Genomic DNA, 18,300 nt, shown 5'->3' with positions numbered 1-18,300 from the left:
ACAATTGTGGCCGTGATGAATAAATAGTACTTGAAGCCCTTCATGTTCAGCGAGCTGGGGACGGTGAAAGCCCAGAGATGAAGTTCAAGGAAAAGGCAATTCGGAGCCAATTCGATAAAGGGGATGCGCAGCAGTTACGGCGTATCAACTAGGGTGGAACCGCGGGTGCGTAAGGCTCTCGTCCCTAGGCATGTTAGATGCCTTTGGATGATGAGCCTTTTTTATGTTGAGCTCATCTTCAAGACGGTGTCAAAGGTCAATGGACCCATTTTGAACAGATGAAGGAGAATGAAACATGAGTGTAACGATGGATCAAGTTGTAGCATTAGCGAAGCACAGAGGCTTTGTATTCCCGGGTTCCGAGGTTTATGGCGGACTGGCTAACACTTGGGATTACGGTCCGCTAGGCGTAGAGCTGAAAAACAACATCAAGCGCGCTTGGTGGAAAAAATTCATCCAGGAGTCCCCTTACAACGTGGGTCTGGATGCAGCAATTCTGATGAACCCGCAAGCTTGGGTCGCATCCGGTCACGTCGGCAACTTCAACGATCCGATGATCGATTGCAAACAGTGTAAAGCCCGTCACCGTGCGGATAAATTGATTGAAGGCAAGTTGGCCGAAAAAGATATCGAGATCATCGTCGACGGTATGACGTTTGACCAAATGGCTGACCTGATCAAAGAACATGACATCGTTTGCCCGGATTGCGGCAGCAAGGACTTCACGGACATTCGTCAGTTCAATCTGATGTTCAAAACGTTCCAAGGCGTTACAGAGTCAAGTGCTAACGTCGTTTATCTGCGTCCGGAGACGGCACAAGGTATTTTCGTAAACTTCAAAAACGTGCAGCGCACCATGCGCAAAAAATTGCCTTTCGGTATCGGTCAAATCGGCAAAAGCTTCCGTAACGAAATAACGCCAGGCAACTTTACGTTCCGTACGCGCGAGTTCGAACAAATGGAGCTGGAATTTTTCTGCAAACCGGGCGAAGATCTCAAATGGTTCGAGTATTGGAGAAGCTTCTGCCACAATTGGCTGCTTTCTCTTGGCGCCAAGGCGGAGAACCTTCGTCTGCGTGATCATAATGAAGATGAGCTATCCCATTACAGTAATGCGACGACAGACATCGAGTACAAATTCCCGTTCGGCTGGGGCGAACTTTGGGGTATCGCGGATCGCACCGATTTTGACTTGAAACAGCACATGGAGCATTCCGGTGAGGACTTCAATTACATCGATCAAGAGACGAACGAGCGTTACATCCCATACTGCATCGAGCCGTCCCTTGGCGCAGACCGCGTGACTTTGGCACTGTTGATCGATGCGTTCGAAGAGCAGCAGCTTGAAGGCGACGACAGTCGTACTGTGCTGCGCTTCCACCCGGCGTTAGCGCCAATCAAAGCGGCGGTATTCCCGCTTTCGAAGAAGCTGGCTGAAGGCGCTCAAGCTGTTTTCGCCGATCTGGCGAAGCATTTCATGGTTGACTATGACGATGCTGGTTCCATCGGCAAACGTTACCGTCGTCACGATGAAATCGGCACGCCATTCTGTATCACTTACGACTTCGAGTCGGAGACAGACGGTCAAGTTACCGTTCGCGACCGCGATACCATGGAGCAAACAAGAATGCCGATCAGCGAGCTTAAGGCGTTCATTGAAAGCAAGCTGCAGTTTTAATCATAGAATCCCTTGCAATCACGCAATAGCGCGATGCAGGGGATTTTTTCTCAGATCACATAATCAAGGATATCCGTGTACGGCAAGTATCGATTGACCTCACGAAGCGGAGGGGTATAGACATGAAGCGAAATAGCCCGTTCGTGGAACGGATTGCTGAGCTGATGAATTTGATCGGCGGGTGCGTCGAAACATTGTCCCGCTTGAATGAAATCGTCATGTTCAGGGACAGGGTAGCCATAGCTATCCAAAGTAAACATCGTATTCACAAGCTGTCCTTCGACCAAATATGCCGTGCCAATGGACGAGCCATGGTTATGGATGGCTGTCGACTGATTAGCAGGAATGTGAATAATGATCACTTCTAATTCCTTATTGCTAAATACAGCGTTCCGGCCATAAGGGAGTTGCTCAGGCTCCGTTTTATACTCGGGGACTGTTTGCAGCAGCTCGCCCAAAGATAATAATGCTGACTTCATTTGCTCATGTGTAGGCTGCTGCAATCTACAGAATGTTCGTTCAATTGCTCTCAATAACGTCATGATTTCCGCCTCCTAGGGACAAACGTCTCTATTTTTGTATCAAATATTATTTGAAGAACGATAAGAAATTCTGATATATCTTATGCGGTTGGAGTCCAATGCGTTTGTGTTTCCGTGCATCTTTTTATCAATCGGTCTTATTTAACAAAAAAAGGCGATTGGAACTGCAGTTTTTCGTAACTGCGCAATCCAACCGCCATATTTTGAACAGATAGAAAAATATAAAATGGGACCCCGGTTTGGCTCCAATCGCCATCGATTAGCGTCCATTTATGTACGCTGATAACGACTGCAGTCGTTATTCAGACTCTTGCGCAAGATCCGAGAAGCACTGTGTACACGAATCCGACATTCGTCATCGGAATCCCATATCCGATTTTTCCTCCCCCACGCACAAACGCAACGTATAACACAGTAAAGAACCTAGCGGTGAACTTCGAACTTCCGCTAGGTCTTTAAGTTTGATGAAAAAACTATAAGCGAAACGGAGGCAGCTGCCTGCCGTCAATGTCAGTGAAGCCATATTCCAGCGCCAAATTGCCGACTTCAACAAGCTGGCCGGCTTTCTGATGAACCCCAGGATCTGCTGCCAGCGCTACGACGGCACGGCCAATATATTCGACGGACTCCGTAACGTGAAGCTCTTCGATCTTCATAAAGTCCGGATCCTCAGGCTGCAAGCCAAAGTGTTTCATGACACCCTCGGTCCGCATCCAGCCGGGCGCAAGCGTAAGGGCGGTTACGCCGATCCCAGCGGCTTTTATATTGATTGATATGGCTTTCGTCATGTTGACGACTGCCCTTTTGACTGTATCGTAGAACACATTAACCGGGTAATTGCCGCCGAGATCGGATTGCACGCCGGTGTTAATGATGAGGCCGTTCTTTTGCTCGAGAAAAAAACGCTTCATCGCGCAGCGGCTGGATACCATCTGAGCGCGAAGCCCGGCTTGAAACATTTTGTCCCATCGTTTCATGGGTTGTTCCCAAAAAGGTGCGGAAAAATCAACTTCCTCGTAATCCTCGTACCCGCCCCAGGCATTATTAACGACAACGTCGAGCTTGCCTTGTTCACGGTAAATGCGTTCGTATAATGCGTCCACATCTCCATCAACCGTATGATCGCAGCGGACTGCAATACCTGCGCCGCCGCGTGCGGTAACTTCATCTGCCGTATCCTCTATCGTACCTGTTACATCGGTTCTTGCAGCCTGAGCTTTTGTGCTCCGCCCTGTAACATATACGGTTGCACCTGCTTCACCTAACGCGAGCGCGATACCCTTACCGGCTCCACGGCTTGATCCCGTGACCAAAACGATTTTACCTTGTAATTTCTTGCTGCCTTGTTCCATTGCTGCGCCTCCTCATTATTTTCCGTTCGGAAATAAGTTAACTGCAGCTTTAATGTTAAGGTGTATCCTTGACAAATGTTGTCATAGTATTTCATATTAGTTCACAACAAATAGGCATGATGCATGGCTCGAATTTGCTCCCGAATCAAATTCACCATTTCGGCAGGTTCCTCAACGACGGCATCTGAGCCCAGACTTAGAAAATATTTGGAAAAGTAGTCTAAGTTTTGAGGATGCATCTCCGTCGCAAGCGTCCCGCTTCCATCTTGGTTAAGTTGCAAACTGCCGCCGAAACCGTTGCTGCGCTCATAGTTTTGCACGCCGTTTTTGGTCAATCTGACCTTCAGCTTCAGGACGGGTTGCTCCGCATTACGAGCCAAACCGGTTACGAGCCATTCCTTAATGGTATAGGAGCTCAAATCCACTGCGGGATGATTCTCTCCGGCAAATTCCAAAGTGAGGATCCGATCCGCACGGAATAAGAGAATCCCTTCTTTTTGAAAACAAAAAGAAGGCAAATACCAATAGCCATGATTGGAATAGATGCCAATAGGCTGTATGGTTCTCTGTGTCGGGCCCGCCTTTGATGCATAGGTCATTTCTAAAGGTTTTCCTTCTATAGAAGCCTCAACAATTTGCTGCAAATACGGAGAGCTTTGGGTACGTAGAGGTGTCCAAAATGCAACGCGATCCTTGAGCGCATCAATTCGTACTTTCGCGTCACTTGGAAGATAGTGATAAAATTTGTTTAATGCAGACGTCGATTCCGCTTCAAAAGGAAGCGTTCCATAATACTGAAGAGATTGAAAGGCAAAAAACATCGCGACAGCTTCCTGTTCGGAGAACAAAATGGGAGGTAGCATCCGTTTTTTTAGCAGCCGGTAGCCGCCGTGAGGACCAAACTCCGTGTACAGAGGCATCCCCAGCTCGCTCAATTCTTGCAGATCGCGATGCATCGTTCTCTCGGAAACGCCGAACTCATCGGCCATTTCCTTGACCGTGAATTGCATGCGTTCATTGACAGCCATCATTAATTGAATGAGACGCTGCGTCTTATTCATCCCAATAAGATTCTCCTTCCGCTATACGATGCCGTTCATAACTTTTTTCATCGTGGAGACAAAGGCTTCAGCTGCTTTGGAGATGTATCTGCCTTTTTTATAGGCAATCACTAGCGTTCTTGCCGGCCGTCCAGCCAAAGGAAGATGAACAGGCGCTAACTCGCTAAAGCTTCTTCGGGATATGAGATACGGCACGAAGGCGATGCCCATTCCCGCGGCAACAAGAGACTGAACCGTCTCCATATTGCTCGATTCAAACACAATATTAGGCGTGATGCCGGCTTGTTGACACAGATCCAGCGTCAGCTTGCGGAATCCTTGCCCTTTTTTCAAAGCAATGAAGGCATCTTTTTCAAGCTGCTCGATACGTATCGGCTCCTTGCATGTCGCAAGCGGATGCCCTGGAGGAACGGCAAGCACGATTTCCTCCTCGTACAGTGTCTCGTACATTAGCGAATCTTCGCGCAGCGGCAGTGATAAAAGACTGATATCCGTTTGTCCGTTACTGGTCAATGTCTCTAAGTTCGCTGAAGTTTCCTCGACGAGCGAAATTTCAATATCCGGATAGGCCGCTTGGAACGCAGGCACTACAAAAGGTAGAATGGTCGAACCGGTGATCGGCATGCTGCCGACGACGAGCCGGCCTTTTTTCATTTGCGAGATGTCTTCCATTTCTTTTTTGAGCTGCTCGACCATGTCGAGAATTTTTTGTGATTTTTCTACAAAAAGCGATCCTGCATGCGTAAGCTCGACCGAGTTGGTGCTGCGCTGGAATAACAGGACGCCAATTTCCTTTTCCAGTTTGGATAATTGCTGGCTGAGGGAGGGCTGGGCGATATGAAGCTTTTCCGCGGCGCGCGAGAAATTGCGCTCAACGGCGATTTGTATAGCATATTGAAGCTGACGTAATTCCATAGGAAAGCAACTCCTTAGTGATATTTTGATTGGCTTGCTTATTGTTTTTACCTATCAACTTTATAGTTATTATATCTTGGAACTATGACGAAATCCATGCTAGTATACGTTATGAGGGTAATTCAACTTATCAATGAAGAGCGGATTATGACAAGAGGTGACTGGATATGAGTAAAAAAACGATGTTCGAGAAGATTTGGGAAAATCACGTCATTCACCAGGAAGCTGGCAAGCCTAGCGTTATTTATATCGACTTGCAGCTGGTGCATGAGGTAACTTCACCACAAGCGTTTGAAGGTCTTCGCCTGTCCGGACGTAAGGTTCGCAGACCGGATCTGACTTTCGCAACGATGGATCACAACGTGCCAACGAAGGACCGTTACAACATTACAGACCCTATTTCCAAACAACAAATCGATACGCTATCCCAAAACTGCCGCGATTTCGGCGTTACTTTATTCGACCTGGACAGCATCGACCAAGGCGTCGTGCACGTTATGGGTCCTGAGCTTGGACTTACGCATCCGGGTAAGACTATCGTTTGCGGCGATAGCCATACATCCACGCATGGCGCGTTCGGCGCTCTGGCTTTCGGTATCGGAACAAGTGAAGTCGAGCACGTTCTGGCTACACAAACGCTGCAGCAATCCAAAGCTAAAACTTTGGAAGTGCGTATTAACGGCAGCTTGAAGCCTGGTGTAACGGCAAAGGACTTGATCCTTGGCGTTATTGCTAAATACGGTACAGACTTTGCTACCGGTTATGTTATTGAGTACACAGGCGAGGCGATTCGCGGACTTTCCATGGAAGAGCGTATGACTGTGTGCAACATGTCCATCGAAGCGGGCGCAAGAGCCGGATTGATTGCTCCGGACGAAACAACTTTCAATTACCTGCGCGGTCGCGAATATGTGCCGCAAGGCGCTGATTTCGACGCTGCCGTTGAACAGTGGAAGCAATATGTGACGGACGAAGGCGCTGCCTACGATTGGACTGTAGAGTTCGATGCCGATTCCTTGATCCCGCAAGTTACTTGGGGAACAAGCCCTGGCATGGGAACAAACGTAAATGCGTTGGTACCGGATCCTCAAAGCTTCGCAACTGAAAATGAACGTAAAGCCGCTGAAAAAGCGCTTGAATATATGGGCTTAACGCCTGGAACGCCAATGACAGAACTGAAAGTGGACTATGTCTTCATCGGTTCCTGTACAAACGGCCGTATTGAAGACCTTCGCGCAGCTGCAAAAATCGCACAAGGCTACAAAGTAGATCCTAGTGTAACCGCAATTGTCGTGCCGGGTTCCGGCCGTGTCAAAATTCAAGCCGAAAAAGAAGGCTTGGACAAAATTTTCTCCGATGCAGGATTCGAATGGCGCGATGCAGGCTGCAGTATGTGTCTGGCCATGAACCCGGACGTTCTGCAACCGGGACAACGCTGCGCATCCACATCCAACCGTAACTTCGAAGGCCGTCAAGGCCGCGGTGGACGTACGCATCTCGTATCTCCGGCAATGGCTGTAGCTGCAGCGATTAAAGGCCGTTTTGTAGACGTACGCGATTGGGAAATCAAAGAGTACCAACAAGCTTAGTTTTTTTTTACTAAATAAAGGTTTAAAATGTCGGCATTCAGAACCGAGAAGGTTGGACGATATTCGGAGAAGGAGGAACGGAGCTAAGAGTTTTCCGTAGGAAAACTGGCTTCGTAAGCATTCGCTGTAGTGATTTGCTACGTGAGTACCGGACTTCCCGAATTCGTTCAAGATTCGACATCGAAACACATCTTGAAATAGCTTCGTTATCAATGTCGACATTTTAAACTACCTTATTTAAAGGAGAATGTGAATATGGAAGCTTTTAAACAACATACCGGCTTAGTCGGCCCGGTTGACCGTGTGAATGTAGATACAGATGCCATTATTCCTAAACAATTTTTGAAAAGAATTGAGCGTTCCGGTTTTGGCCAATTCCTGTTCTTCGAGTGGAGATGGGATGAAGCGGGCAATGTGATTGAGAGCTTCCCGCTCAACCAAGATCGTTTTCAAGGAGCTTCCGTACTGATCTCCAGAGCCAACTTTGGCTGCGGATCTTCCCGTGAGCACGCGCCTTGGGCGATTCAAGACTTCGGTTTCCGCGTTATCATTGCTCCGTCTTATGCGGACATTTTCTACAACAACTGCTTCAAAAACGGCATCCTGCCGATCAAGCTGTCTGAAGAACAAGTGGAAGATTTGTTCCAACGCACAGCTAAGCATGATGGTTATAAGCTGCATGTGGATCTGGAAAACAACAAGCTGACTGATGACTACGGTCTCAGCATCACGTTTGATCTTGACGAGCACCGCCGTCAGTTCCTGCTTCAAGGTCTGGATGATATCGGCCTGACGCTTCAACATGCGGACAAAATCTCCGCTTATGAAGAAGCTCACAAACAACGTCTGGCTTATAAATAATATACAAAAAAAGCGTGCTGATTGAGCGATCAATCGGCACGCTTTTTTTGTTTGTCCGGCTTGCAGCAAGGGCTTTCATTTTTCATCTTCGAATCTTGCAACTTTTGGCAGTTAATCACGTCTAATAGAATACCAGATTGTCGTAAGAACGGAGGTTTTGCTGTCGGTAATTTTGCTATTTTGATATAATAAGAGAGTTGCTGCTAGAATCTGGTTATCTGTTTTCCAACCGCGATAATAATGCTTAATTCCGACATTACATAGAGGTGAATGATGAAATTTCCTGCCATTTTTTTGATGTTTATCGTGATGATGCTAATCCTGCCTGCATATGCATTTGGAGCAGAAGCTTCTTCGGGTGTGATTAAGTTATATATGAATGAAAAGCAGCTCCGTGCCGTCGAAGTTCCGCCGCGCATTGTTAACGGCAACACGATCGTGCCTGTGCGGATCATCGCAGAAGAAATCGGCGCGAAAGTGTCCTGGGATGAGGCTGCCCGCAAAGTCACCATCACCAAAGATGATATGAATATTCAACTTACGATTGACAGCAAGAATGCGACCATTAAGGGCAAGAAACAAACCATGGAAGTGGCGCCGGTCATCGTAGATGGGAGTACGATGCTGCCGCTCCGTTTCGTTGGCGAACAACTAGGCGTCGAGTTCAATTGGGACGCCATAACGTATTCGGTTCACATGTTCAAAAAAGATGACTCTTCATCTCTGCCGGTAACCGCACCTTCGGTTGTGGTGGGCGAAAAGGACGGTACCGACCAAGGGGAGGTTGCCTCAGGTAAGCCAACTACGCCGCCAACAGGAACTAAGCCTCCAACAAAAGGTACAACGCCGCCTGCCGGGACGGGTTCTGGAACTGGCGATAAAACGCCTGATCCTACTGTACATCTGATTACGTCAATTGAATTATCCGAGAAGGAGTTTGTTGTCAAAGCAAAAGACGGCACGCTTGCTCCTACCATGATGAAGCTGGCGAATCCGAATCGGATCGTTTTTGATTTTCCGAATACGACGTTAGATGATTCGCTTCGGAAGCTGCTGGTGAATAACACAGGAGAACTGCCATCCAAGCACCCGCTTGTGCAAAAAATTCGTTTCTCCAACTTTTCGGACAACCCGTCTACCGTGAGAGTTATCATGGATTTGAAAAGCACGGCGGATTACCGGATTCAACCGGCCAAGCAGCCCAATCAATGGACTGCCACGATTGAGGAGCACCGTTTGACCGTTGTTATCGACGCAGGTCATGGCGACAATGATCCAGGCGCATTATCGATTACCGGTAAGTATGAGAAGGATTTTACGCTTGTTACATCGAAGAAGGTACAGAAGCTTCTTTCTCAGGACAAGCGCGTTACCGTTCTGATGACCCGTTCCGACGATACGTTTGTAGAGCTGGACGGCCGCGTAGCGTTCGCGAATGACAATCAGGTCGATCTGTTTTTATCCATTCACGGCAATAGTGCCAAAGCGAGCGTTTCGGGCACAGAAACTTACTATAACAAGCCGGAAAGTCTTACATTAGCCAACATCGTTCATAAACACGTAGTCGCTGCAACCGGATTCCCTGACCGTAAAGTGCGAGAAGCTGACTTTCGGGTCATTAAGAAAACGACCATGCCTGCTGTCCTGGTGGAAGTCGGATATTTGTCCAATAAAAATGATGAAGCCGCCATGTACAAGGAAGCTTTTCAGGATCAAGTAGCTGCCGCCTTAGTTACTGCCATCAAAGAATACTTGAATCTCAAATAAGCTTAGCTTGCAAAGCTAGCTTTCCATATTGGAAAGCTCTTAAGGAGTGAGTCAGATGACCAAAACCAGTCGCCTAATTCAGGGTGCGCTTCTTGTAAGTGCCATCACTTTTACCGTTACCGCATGTGGTCAAAAAGGACTGCAAGTCGGAGGCGCAACACCGCAACCAACAATTCAATCAGAGAAGCCTGCCGTTCAGAATCCGCAACCAACGCCAACAGCAACACCTGAAGCGTTGAAGCAAAAGAAGGTCAAGGCTTATTACAGTGACCCGGATGAGATGAAATTAATCGAGAAGGAAGTCACGATCAGCTATAAGCAGAATGGCGATATCTATGAAGCTGCTCTTAACGCACTGACAAAGAGTGATGACGCTAAAGCCGTTCCCTTGTTTGAGGATTTGAAGTTTACAAATGTCGCATTTGATAAAGCCAAAGGCGATCTGAAAATTGATCTCAAATTTGGTCCCAAAACACAGTTGGGCGCACCTGGCGAGGACCTTTTCCTGCAGGCTTTGAAAAAGACGGCCTTTCAGTTTCCTGAAGTCAATTCGCTTTATGTGTTGAAAGACGGGAAACAAGTCGAAAGCTTGATGGGGCATATGGAACTGCCATATCCGATCAAGCGCTTTAATTAAATGAATGAGCAGAGGAGTCCATACAAACAATGAAAAACAGGAAATTAGCTAGTGCAATTCTCAGTTCCTTAATCGCAACCAGCCTTGCTGCGACACCGGTTTTAGCGGAATCTACGAATCAGACGTCAGTCTCAAACTCCGGTTCCGTTAAGCTTTCTTTTCCAGATGTCAAGTCTGATTATTGGGGCATCCGACACATTTCCAAGCTAGCTTTGGAAGGCATCATTGAAGGTTATGAGGATGGAGCTTACCGGGCGGAAAATTCGGTATCCCAACAAGATGTTCTGATTATGGCTACACGAATGATGGGGCTGCAGAGTGAGGTCGACAATTTGACGGCGTCAACCGTATTCCCGGATTTCATGCAAGTTGATAATTATGCTCGTAACTATGTTGCTGTCGCACTTCAAAAAGGCCTGATTACCAACGAAGAAGAAAAGGCAAGAGCACAAAGTGAAACATCGAAAGAAAAATGGGGTGCTCGTAAAGCGACGAGAGAATGGGTTGCTGAGGTTGTCATTCGAGCTATCGGCAAAGCATCTTTGGCTCAAAGTCTTGGCTCATCGCCTAGCAACTTCAATGATAATAGCGCGATCAGCTACACAGCGTTAGGCTACGTAAACGCTGCCGTACAGTTGCAGATTGTAAACGGATTTGAGGATGGATCTTTCCAACCCAAAGGTGCGGTTACACGCGCGCAGATGGCTGCATTCCTAAGCCGTTCGCAGAAAGAACTCGCCACTCTTCCTTCTAGAGCGGTTAGGGGTTATATGACGAGCCAGACAACCGGCAGCATCGCGGTTATGGACAAAGACGGAAATACGAGTACATACAAGCTTTCTCAGAACGCTGTCTTTTACGGTAAAAAAGATGATACGCCGATAGATCCGAAAACGATTCAAGAAACCTACGAGGTTTCACTTGTTCAAGTAGGTGGAACGGCTTATTACGTTGAAGTGTTGAACGATGAGCTTCAAATGGACATTTATGAAGGCAAGCTTTTGAATTTAAACATGAATGCTTTGAAAGCTACGCTTGATAATTTTGAAGTTTACGACCTCGCTCCCGATGTCACTGTAACGGATGTGGATGGCCGGGGACTAAGTCTTGCCTCCATTGTTAATGGAAGTACGATCCAGTTGAGAAAAAGCAGGATTGTTAAAGGCGAGAATATTACGTCCATTATTGTAAAACAAATTCCTGTCAATAAAACGGCTACCGGCACGATTCAAACGATAAATAAAGATGCCTTGCAGCTCACTCTTCTAGATGGTACATCCGGCCAGCCGGAGACTTTCGGTTTTTCAAGCAGTTTGATCGCTACTTTGCCTGATAACAGCTTAATTGATATTAATTCTCTTCATGTAGGAGATACGATTGAGTATACGGTCAAAAACAGTGAAGTCGTTAAAATTATAGTTAAAAAGCAGGCGGATGTAGGCATTAGCGTAGAAGGTACTCTTAAAGATATAAGTGATGATAAAACATATCTCACGATTACGAAATCTGTTGGCTCTCAACTGGGTGCTTACCTCATCGGCGATAATGTCGGGGTCAATATTAACGGATTAGCTAATGCAAGTATTTATGACCTTGCTCCCGGCGACGAGTTAAAGCTGGATGTGCTGAATAATAAAGTCACTCAAATTACGGTAACGAACCGCTCTATCGAGAACTTATACTTTGCTAAAATTATTTCATATGACTCAACGACGAAGATTTTGACAGTCAGAGACAATTCCGGCGTGCCGCATGCTTATCAATTAACCGAGTCCATGACGATCTTGTATAACGGAATGAAGCTTCCATTTACAAGTTTCGCGAGCACGTTTACGACTGGCAAATATGTAGATTTGTTAGTTTCCAAAAATAACGTGACACAAATTCAAATGTCTACGCAATTAACGGGTACACTGACACAACTGAACCTGCAAACAAGCGACATTACGTTAAAAACAGACAGCGGTCAAAGCTTGAGCTTTAAGCTGACTTATGCGCCGGCGGTTGAATTGGCTAACAGACCAAGCAGTACGCTTTCTGATTTGAAAGTTGGCGATGGCGTTAGTCTGATTTTAAGCTATGATCAAACGATGGTCATTAAGATTGTGACAAGCAAAACGGCTCTATACAAAACAGTTCTGACGAATGTGAACAGTAAGCAGCTTACAGTGCTCGATGAGGCGAATACCTCTTATGTCGTCAGTCTTGACGGTGTTCCGATTGTAAAAGCCGATCAAAGCGTTGGAGCGATGACAGACTTCCTTACGGATGAGTATGTTAAGCTTACCTTCAAAGGTCTGGCTGTTGTAAAAGCTGAGCAAGTGAGTGCTGTTCGCGGTAAAGTAACGGCTGTCGATACGGCGAGCTCGAGTCTGACCGTTCAGGATTTCACAGGCAAAAGCCAAGTGATTGCTGCAGGCAGCAACTTTGCGGTTAAGCTGAACGGCGGCGCAGCAATGAGCTTCACTTCGATTAAAGTTGGCGATCGTGTGCAGGTGATGAAGGATGCAAGCGATAAGCTGATCATCCAAGTGGCAGCTGCAGCTAAACGTGAATTTGCAAGTTACAATAACATTGTGAATCAAATGAATTTCAAAGCTTCGAGCTCAAATGAGAAGAATGCGTATAATATTTTTCCAAGAGCATATTACCACAAAGGTACTGATGTCTTAACAGCTTCCTCGTTCCAAGCAGGCGATCAAGTCATGGTTTATGTGCTGGACGACAAGATTGTCGAAATGGACAAGCAATAAGTTTGAACAATTTTGCAATTGATCCGTCTGTTTTATTAGGAGCTTGTTTCCTGATACAGACGGATCTTTTTCGTTTACTCTCAAAAAAAACTTGTAAACTTTTAAAAAATGTTCGCATTTTGACGCTTTGAAGCATTGATTCTGCCGCCACAATTCGCTACACTGGAGGATATTACGCCTCAAGGAAGAAACGACATGACACAGAAGCAGGTTAGGCATATTTTAGATACGATTGGTGAGCTGTTTCCGGATGCGCATTGCGAGCTGCATCACAGCAATCCGTTTGAACTGACTATTGCCGTGCTCCTATCGGCACAGTGTACCGACGAAACCGTGAATAAGGTGACACAATCCTTGTTTCAGAAGTATAAAAGGCCTGAAGACTACTTGGCGGTGCCTCTAGAAGAGCTGGAGCAGGATATTCGCCGCATTGGGTTGTTCCGCAATAAGGCAAGCAACATTCAGAAGTTGTGCCAACTGCTGCTGGACAAGTATGAAGGTCAAATTCCGGAGAAGCATGAACAATTAGTCGAGCTGCCTGGCGTTGGACGCAAGACAGCGAATGTCGTCGTATCGAATGCTTTCGGCGTGCCTGCCATCGCAGTGGATACTCATGTGGAACGTGTTTCCAAAAGGCTTGGCCTTGCTGACCCGGATGATTCCGTGCTTGAAGTTGAAAAGAAGCTGATGAAGAAAGTTCCGCGTGAAGAGTGGACACAGACGCATCACCGCCTTATCTTTTTCGGCCGGTACCATTGCAAAGCGCAAAGCCCTCGATGCGAGGTGTGTCCCTTGCTTGACAAGTGCCGTGAAGGCAAAAAACGTATGAAACCAAGCAAACCTAGAAAAGCTATTACAAACAATTGATATGCAAACAAAGGATGGGATGGAAATGAAATGCATCGCCGTATACACCAATAGTTTTGAATTGTTCTCCGATATCTATGAGCAAGTGATTAATACGCCATTAAAAGAAAATGAAGAAAAAGTCATCGAAGGCGTTACCGTCAGCGAGTCCGGCGAAGTTCCGCAAAACTACATAGACAAAATGAAAACGAAACCGGAAGTGGTTGTCATGAAAGTCAAAGATTCGGATATTACGATTTTGCAGCATCGTGATGTATTCGAAATTTTCTTGCCGGAAAATGAAAAAATGGTTATGTCCTAAATCTCCCTCGGGGAGATTTTTTTCTGTTATAATTGTAGGGCTGTTGATTGGCTAGTTTAGCTGGGGGAGATTGACGATGAATCAAATGACAGAGGCAAACGTGCTGACGATGCCGGAAGCAATGAGACAAATGCAGAATGTTCTCCGACAATCCGGAGACCTGGATAACGCGGGTAAGCTCGGACAGTTGCTCGATAAAATAAGTGATGGACGGATGAATATTGCGTTCTGCGGGCATTTTTCCGCGGGAAAATCGACGCTGATTAATCAGCTTTGCGGGCATGCACTGCTGCCGTCCAGCCCGATTCCGACGAGTGCGAATATCGTAAGCATCCGGAATGGGGAACCCGGGGCGCACGTGACGCATCGTGTTAAGGTTAAGGTGGGCCAGGGAACGGATGTAGGAACAAGGAAGCATACGATTCCGCTGGAGGAATTGGAAGCATATGCGGTCAACGGAACGGACATCGAAGCGGTTGAGATTACCTATCCGATTCCGTTCTTAGGGGAGTATGCGGCTCTGCTCGATACGCCGGGGATCGACTCTACGGACGATGCGCATCACCAGTCGACGGAATCCGCATTGCATTTGGCTGATGTTGTGTTCTATGTGATGGACTATAACCATGTCCAATCGGAAGTCAACCTTGCATTTACCAAGAAGATGAAAGAGTGGGGCAAACCGCTTTATCTTATTGTGAACATGATTGATAAGCACAAGGAGTGGGAGCTATCGTTTGCCCAGTATCAGGAGGGAACGAAGCAGGCTTTCCTGAGCTGGGGCATCGAGCCGGATGGATTGCTGTATGTCACGATGAAGGAGCCGAGCCATCCCCACAATGAATACGCGAAATTGCGATGGCTCCTGAGGGGACTTATCGAGCGCGGTGAGGCGCTGCGAAGCGTAAGCCTTGACGCATCCGCGCGCTATTTGGCGGCGGAGCACGGCAAGTGGCTGGCGGAGCAGCATGAGCCGCAGAAGGCGGAGCTCATGGAACAAATCCGCCAGGACGGCGACGTGCAGCAGGTAGCGGAGCAAGCGGATGTGAAACAGCGCGAGCTCAAGGGTTTGCGGGAGCTGCCGGAGACGTTGACGGCAGCGCTGCGCAAGGAAGTTGGCGTAATCATCGAGAACGCCAACATTACGCCGGCCTTGACCCGGGATCAGGCTCATACGTACTTGGAGAGCCGCAAGCCGGGGTTTAAGGTGGGTTTCTTCTCGCGCGCTGCGCAGACAGTCGCGGAGACGCAGAAACGGCTGCAGGCGTTTCGGGATGATCTGGCCGAACAGGTGGAGGCCCAACTCGACTGGCACTTGCGGGATGCGCTGAAAAAAGCCGCCCAGCAGCATGGACTGCACGATACGGCGTTAACGGCGCAAATCGAAGCGCTAAAAGTCGAAGTCACGCCGGAATGGTTGGCTTCGCAAGTGAACCCAGGTGCCGTTTTCGGCGGTGAATATACGCTTAACTACATGAAGCAGGTGGCCGCTGACATCAAGCAGCAGTACCGCAAACAGGCGTTTGCGGTCATTGACCGGCTTGCGGCTGCTGTCCGCGAGCGCTCCGGGCAAGCGGCTGACGCGCTTGCCGAAGAACTGGCGGCGCTGGAGGGCCGTCTCAGCGCCTGCCGGGAGCTGCAGCGGCTTGAGGACCTTGAAGCCGCTGCGCAGGCTGAACTGCTGCAAATGGCCAGCTGGCGGAAGCCGCTTCCGCCGGCGCTGCCGGATTTGCAGCAGTTCACCGCCATGGAGGAGCCGGCAACCGCCCCGCAGAGCGGGGCCGGGCTGGTCGGTGACTCCGTCACCTGCTCGCCTATGCATCCAAGGCTGCACGTGACCTCCATGGGCACGATCCTGCAGGCCGCCGCCACGGCGTCGGCGGCCGCAGGCGTGACCGCTGCCCCCGTGGAGGCAGCGGCGGCGCCTTCCGTGTTCACCTCGGGTGAACACGTGGGGCGCATGGAGCGCAAAGCCGCTGCGTTGCAGGCGGCTTCGAGCCTCATCGACGGCCTGCCGGCGATGAGGTCGATCGCGCGCTCCATGCGCGAGAAAGCGGAACGTCTGCGTGAGCGGACGTTCACGATTGCGCTGTTCGGCGCCTTCAGTGCCGGCAAATCATCGTTCGCCAATGCGCTTATTGGCGAACGGATTTTGCCGGTATCGCCGAACCCGACGACGGCGGCTATCAACAAGATCATGCCGCCGCAGGAAGGTTGGCCGCACGGGACGGCCAAAGTCAAAATGAAATCGGCTGAAGCGATCCAGCAGGACGTCCTCTACTCACTGGACATACTTGGCGTGCAGGCTGCTGATATGCAGAGCGCCTTGCAACGCATCAGCGCCTTGTCGCCGGCCGATGTGACGGCTAAAGGAAAGCCCCACTATTCCTTCTTGAAAGCTGTTGAGAAGGGTTGGGCGCTGGCAGGTAACAATCTCGGCAAAGAACTTAAAATTACGAAGGACGATTTTCCTGGCTATGTCGCGGACGAATCCAAATCGTGTTTTGTTGAATTTATAGAGTTGTATTATTCGAATCCTCTTACGGAACAGGGCATCATTTTCGTAGATACTCCGGGAGCGGACTCCATTAATGCCCGCCATACCGGAGTAGCGTTTAATTATATCAAGAACGCGGATGCGATTCTCTTCGTGACGTACTATAATCACGCTTTCTCACAGGCTGATCGTGAATTTCTTTTGCAGCTGGGACGGGTGAAGGACAGCTTTGAAATGGATAAAATGTTCTTTATTGTCAATGCAGCTGATTTAGCTTCGAGCACAGATGAATTAGAAGGCGTCGTCAAGCATGTGGAGACGAATTTGCTGCAGCATGGCATTCGTAATCCCCGCATCTATCCGATTTCCAGTTATCTTGCGGCAGAAGGTAAAATAACGGGAAGCGATTCGCTAGTTGCGCAATCCGGGATTCGGCCATTCGAGCAAGATTTTGTTCAATTCACTTTTAACGAGCTTAGTGATGTTGCGATTCATGCGGCGAACCTGGAGCTGAACCGTGCCGTTCAAACGATGCAGCAATGGCTAGAACGTGCAAGAACGGGTGAAGAACAGCGTAAACAACAGATTACACAATTACATGACGCCGAACGATCGGCTCAAAAACTGCTGCAAGAAACGGAGTATACGCCTGAATTGAAAGAAATGAAAAAAGAAATTCAAGAGCTCTTATACTACGTTAAGCAGCGAAGTATGTTCCGTTTTGGAGAACTGTTTAATTTCGCTTTTAATCCTTCGACGTTCCGCGAGGAAGCCCGTGATCCAAAGCAAGCTTTACAGTCCGCATGGGCGGAACTGTTGCGCATGATTGCGTTTGATTTATCGCAGGAAGTTTTGGCAACAACGCTGCGGGTAGAGAATAAAATCAACCAAATCAGCGGCAATAGAGTCCGGCGCTGGGAAGAGCAGATTGCCGAACTCATTGAAGATTTTGAATGTGGTACCTATGAGATGCATAAATTCAATACACCGGAAGTTAGTCCCCAATTGGAAGTAACGGACGTCTCCGTGAAAGTTTTGCAAAGCTTTTTTAAAAATGCGAAGCAGTTTTTCGAAGGCGATGGCAAAAGCAAGCTAAGAACAGAGCTGGAGAATCGCGTGAACGCACCCGTTGCCTCATTCATAGAAGAGCAAACCGGTCAGCTCGAGCAGGCGTATGCGAGCCAACTGGAAGGGTGGCTATCGGATTTGAAAGAGCAGATGCTGCTTCAGGTGAATGAACATGTGAGAGGCATGCTCGATGCTTTGGAAATGAAGATCGATTTAGATGAACTTATCTCCAAACAGCATCAATTAAAAGCATTTATGGATTGACAAATGCAGAGAGCTGTTCAAGTTAGAAATAACTTGTCCGGCTCTTTTTTTACATGGCCATGTAAAGGCTTACATCGATGGTTATTTGGATGATTTCCAAGAATAGGGGGGATTCCTGCTTGTTTTTGTGAATTTATGGTCATTTAAG

At 48.0% G+C, this 18,300-nt stretch carries 13 protein-coding genes; 9 read left to right on the top strand and 4 right to left on the bottom strand.

Features of this window, described 5'->3' with window-relative positions; translation table 11 throughout:
* Positions 1 to 295 precede the first annotated feature (295 nt).
* Positions 296 to 1,678: a glycine--tRNA ligase gene (locus ICC18_RS10350; RefSeq protein WP_188174315.1), complete on the top strand. Its 1,383-nt coding sequence runs from the start codon at positions 296 to 298 to the stop codon at positions 1,676 to 1,678.
* 50 nt (positions 1,679 to 1,728) lie between these two features.
* Here ICC18_RS10350 and ICC18_RS10345 read toward each other — a convergent pair whose 3' ends face one another.
* The 4 genes from ICC18_RS10345 to ICC18_RS10330 all read right to left on the bottom strand — a co-directional run bounded on the left by ICC18_RS10345 (position 1,729) and on the right by ICC18_RS10330 (position 5,548).
* Positions 1,729 to 2,220 (bottom strand): cysteine dioxygenase, encoded by a 492-nt coding sequence (locus ICC18_RS10345; protein WP_188174314.1) that lies wholly within the window; start codon positions 2,218 to 2,220, stop codon positions 1,729 to 1,731.
* A 473-nt stretch (positions 2,221 to 2,693) separates the two neighbouring features.
* Complete coding sequence (locus ICC18_RS10340) at positions 2,694 to 3,572, bottom strand: SDR family NAD(P)-dependent oxidoreductase (RefSeq protein ID WP_188174313.1); 879 nt, start codon at positions 3,570 to 3,572, stop codon at positions 2,694 to 2,696.
* A 101-nt stretch (positions 3,573 to 3,673) separates the two neighbouring features.
* Positions 3,674 to 4,633 (bottom strand): helix-turn-helix transcriptional regulator, encoded by a 960-nt coding sequence (locus ICC18_RS10335; protein WP_188174312.1) that lies wholly within the window; start codon positions 4,631 to 4,633, stop codon positions 3,674 to 3,676.
* A gap of 21 nt (positions 4,634 to 4,654) precedes the next feature.
* Positions 4,655 to 5,548: a LysR family transcriptional regulator gene (locus ICC18_RS10330; RefSeq protein WP_188174311.1), complete on the bottom strand. Its 894-nt coding sequence runs from the start codon at positions 5,546 to 5,548 to the stop codon at positions 4,655 to 4,657.
* A 167-nt stretch (positions 5,549 to 5,715) separates the two neighbouring features.
* Between ICC18_RS10330 and leuC the strand changes: the two genes are divergently transcribed.
* The 8 genes from leuC (at position 5,716) to ICC18_RS10290 (ending at position 18,152) form a co-directional block, all read left to right on the top strand.
* Positions 5,716 to 7,137, top strand: coding sequence for a 3-isopropylmalate dehydratase large subunit (leuC, locus tag ICC18_RS10325; RefSeq protein ID WP_188174310.1), 1,422 nt, complete (start codon positions 5,716 to 5,718; stop codon positions 7,135 to 7,137).
* Between the two features lie 255 nt (positions 7,138 to 7,392).
* The gene (leuD, locus tag ICC18_RS10320; protein ID WP_188174309.1) at positions 7,393 to 7,998 is read left to right on the top strand and encodes a 3-isopropylmalate dehydratase small subunit; all 606 of its coding nucleotides are present in this window, start codon (positions 7,393 to 7,395) and stop codon (positions 7,996 to 7,998) included.
* 270 nt (positions 7,999 to 8,268) lie between these two features.
* Complete coding sequence (locus ICC18_RS10315) at positions 8,269 to 9,765, top strand: N-acetylmuramoyl-L-alanine amidase family protein (protein ID WP_188174308.1); 1,497 nt, start codon at positions 8,269 to 8,271, stop codon at positions 9,763 to 9,765.
* 55 nt (positions 9,766 to 9,820) lie between these two features.
* Positions 9,821 to 10,402 carry a GerMN domain-containing protein gene (locus ICC18_RS10310; RefSeq protein ID WP_188174307.1) on the top strand — a complete coding sequence of 194 codons (582 nt, stop codon included), beginning with the start codon at positions 9,821 to 9,823 and terminating at the stop codon, positions 10,400 to 10,402.
* A 29-nt stretch (positions 10,403 to 10,431) separates the two neighbouring features.
* On the top strand, positions 10,432 to 13,155 hold the full coding sequence (locus ICC18_RS10305) for an S-layer homology domain-containing protein (protein ID WP_188174306.1): 2,724 nt from the start codon (positions 10,432 to 10,434) through the stop codon (positions 13,153 to 13,155).
* 195 nt (positions 13,156 to 13,350) lie between these two features.
* A complete protein-coding gene (gene nth / locus ICC18_RS10300; protein WP_188174305.1) occupies positions 13,351 to 14,022 on the top strand; it encodes an endonuclease III in 672 nt (223 codons plus the stop codon).
* Positions 14,023 to 14,047: 25 nt separating this feature from the next.
* Positions 14,048 to 14,323, top strand: coding sequence for an NAD/NADP transhydrogenase alpha subunit (locus tag ICC18_RS10295; protein ID WP_188174304.1), 276 nt, complete (start codon positions 14,048 to 14,050; stop codon positions 14,321 to 14,323).
* Between the two features lie 76 nt (positions 14,324 to 14,399).
* The gene (locus tag ICC18_RS10290) at positions 14,400 to 18,152 is read left to right on the top strand and encodes a dynamin family protein (RefSeq protein WP_188174303.1); all 3,753 of its coding nucleotides are present in this window, start codon (positions 14,400 to 14,402) and stop codon (positions 18,150 to 18,152) included.
* Positions 18,153 to 18,300 lie beyond the last annotated feature (148 nt).

The organism is Paenibacillus sedimenti, assembly GCF_014534655.1.
Lineage (GTDB): Bacteria > Bacillota > Bacilli > Paenibacillales > NBRC-103111 > Paenibacillus_E > Paenibacillus_E sedimenti.
This window is presented reverse-complemented; position numbering and strand designations above follow the sequence as displayed.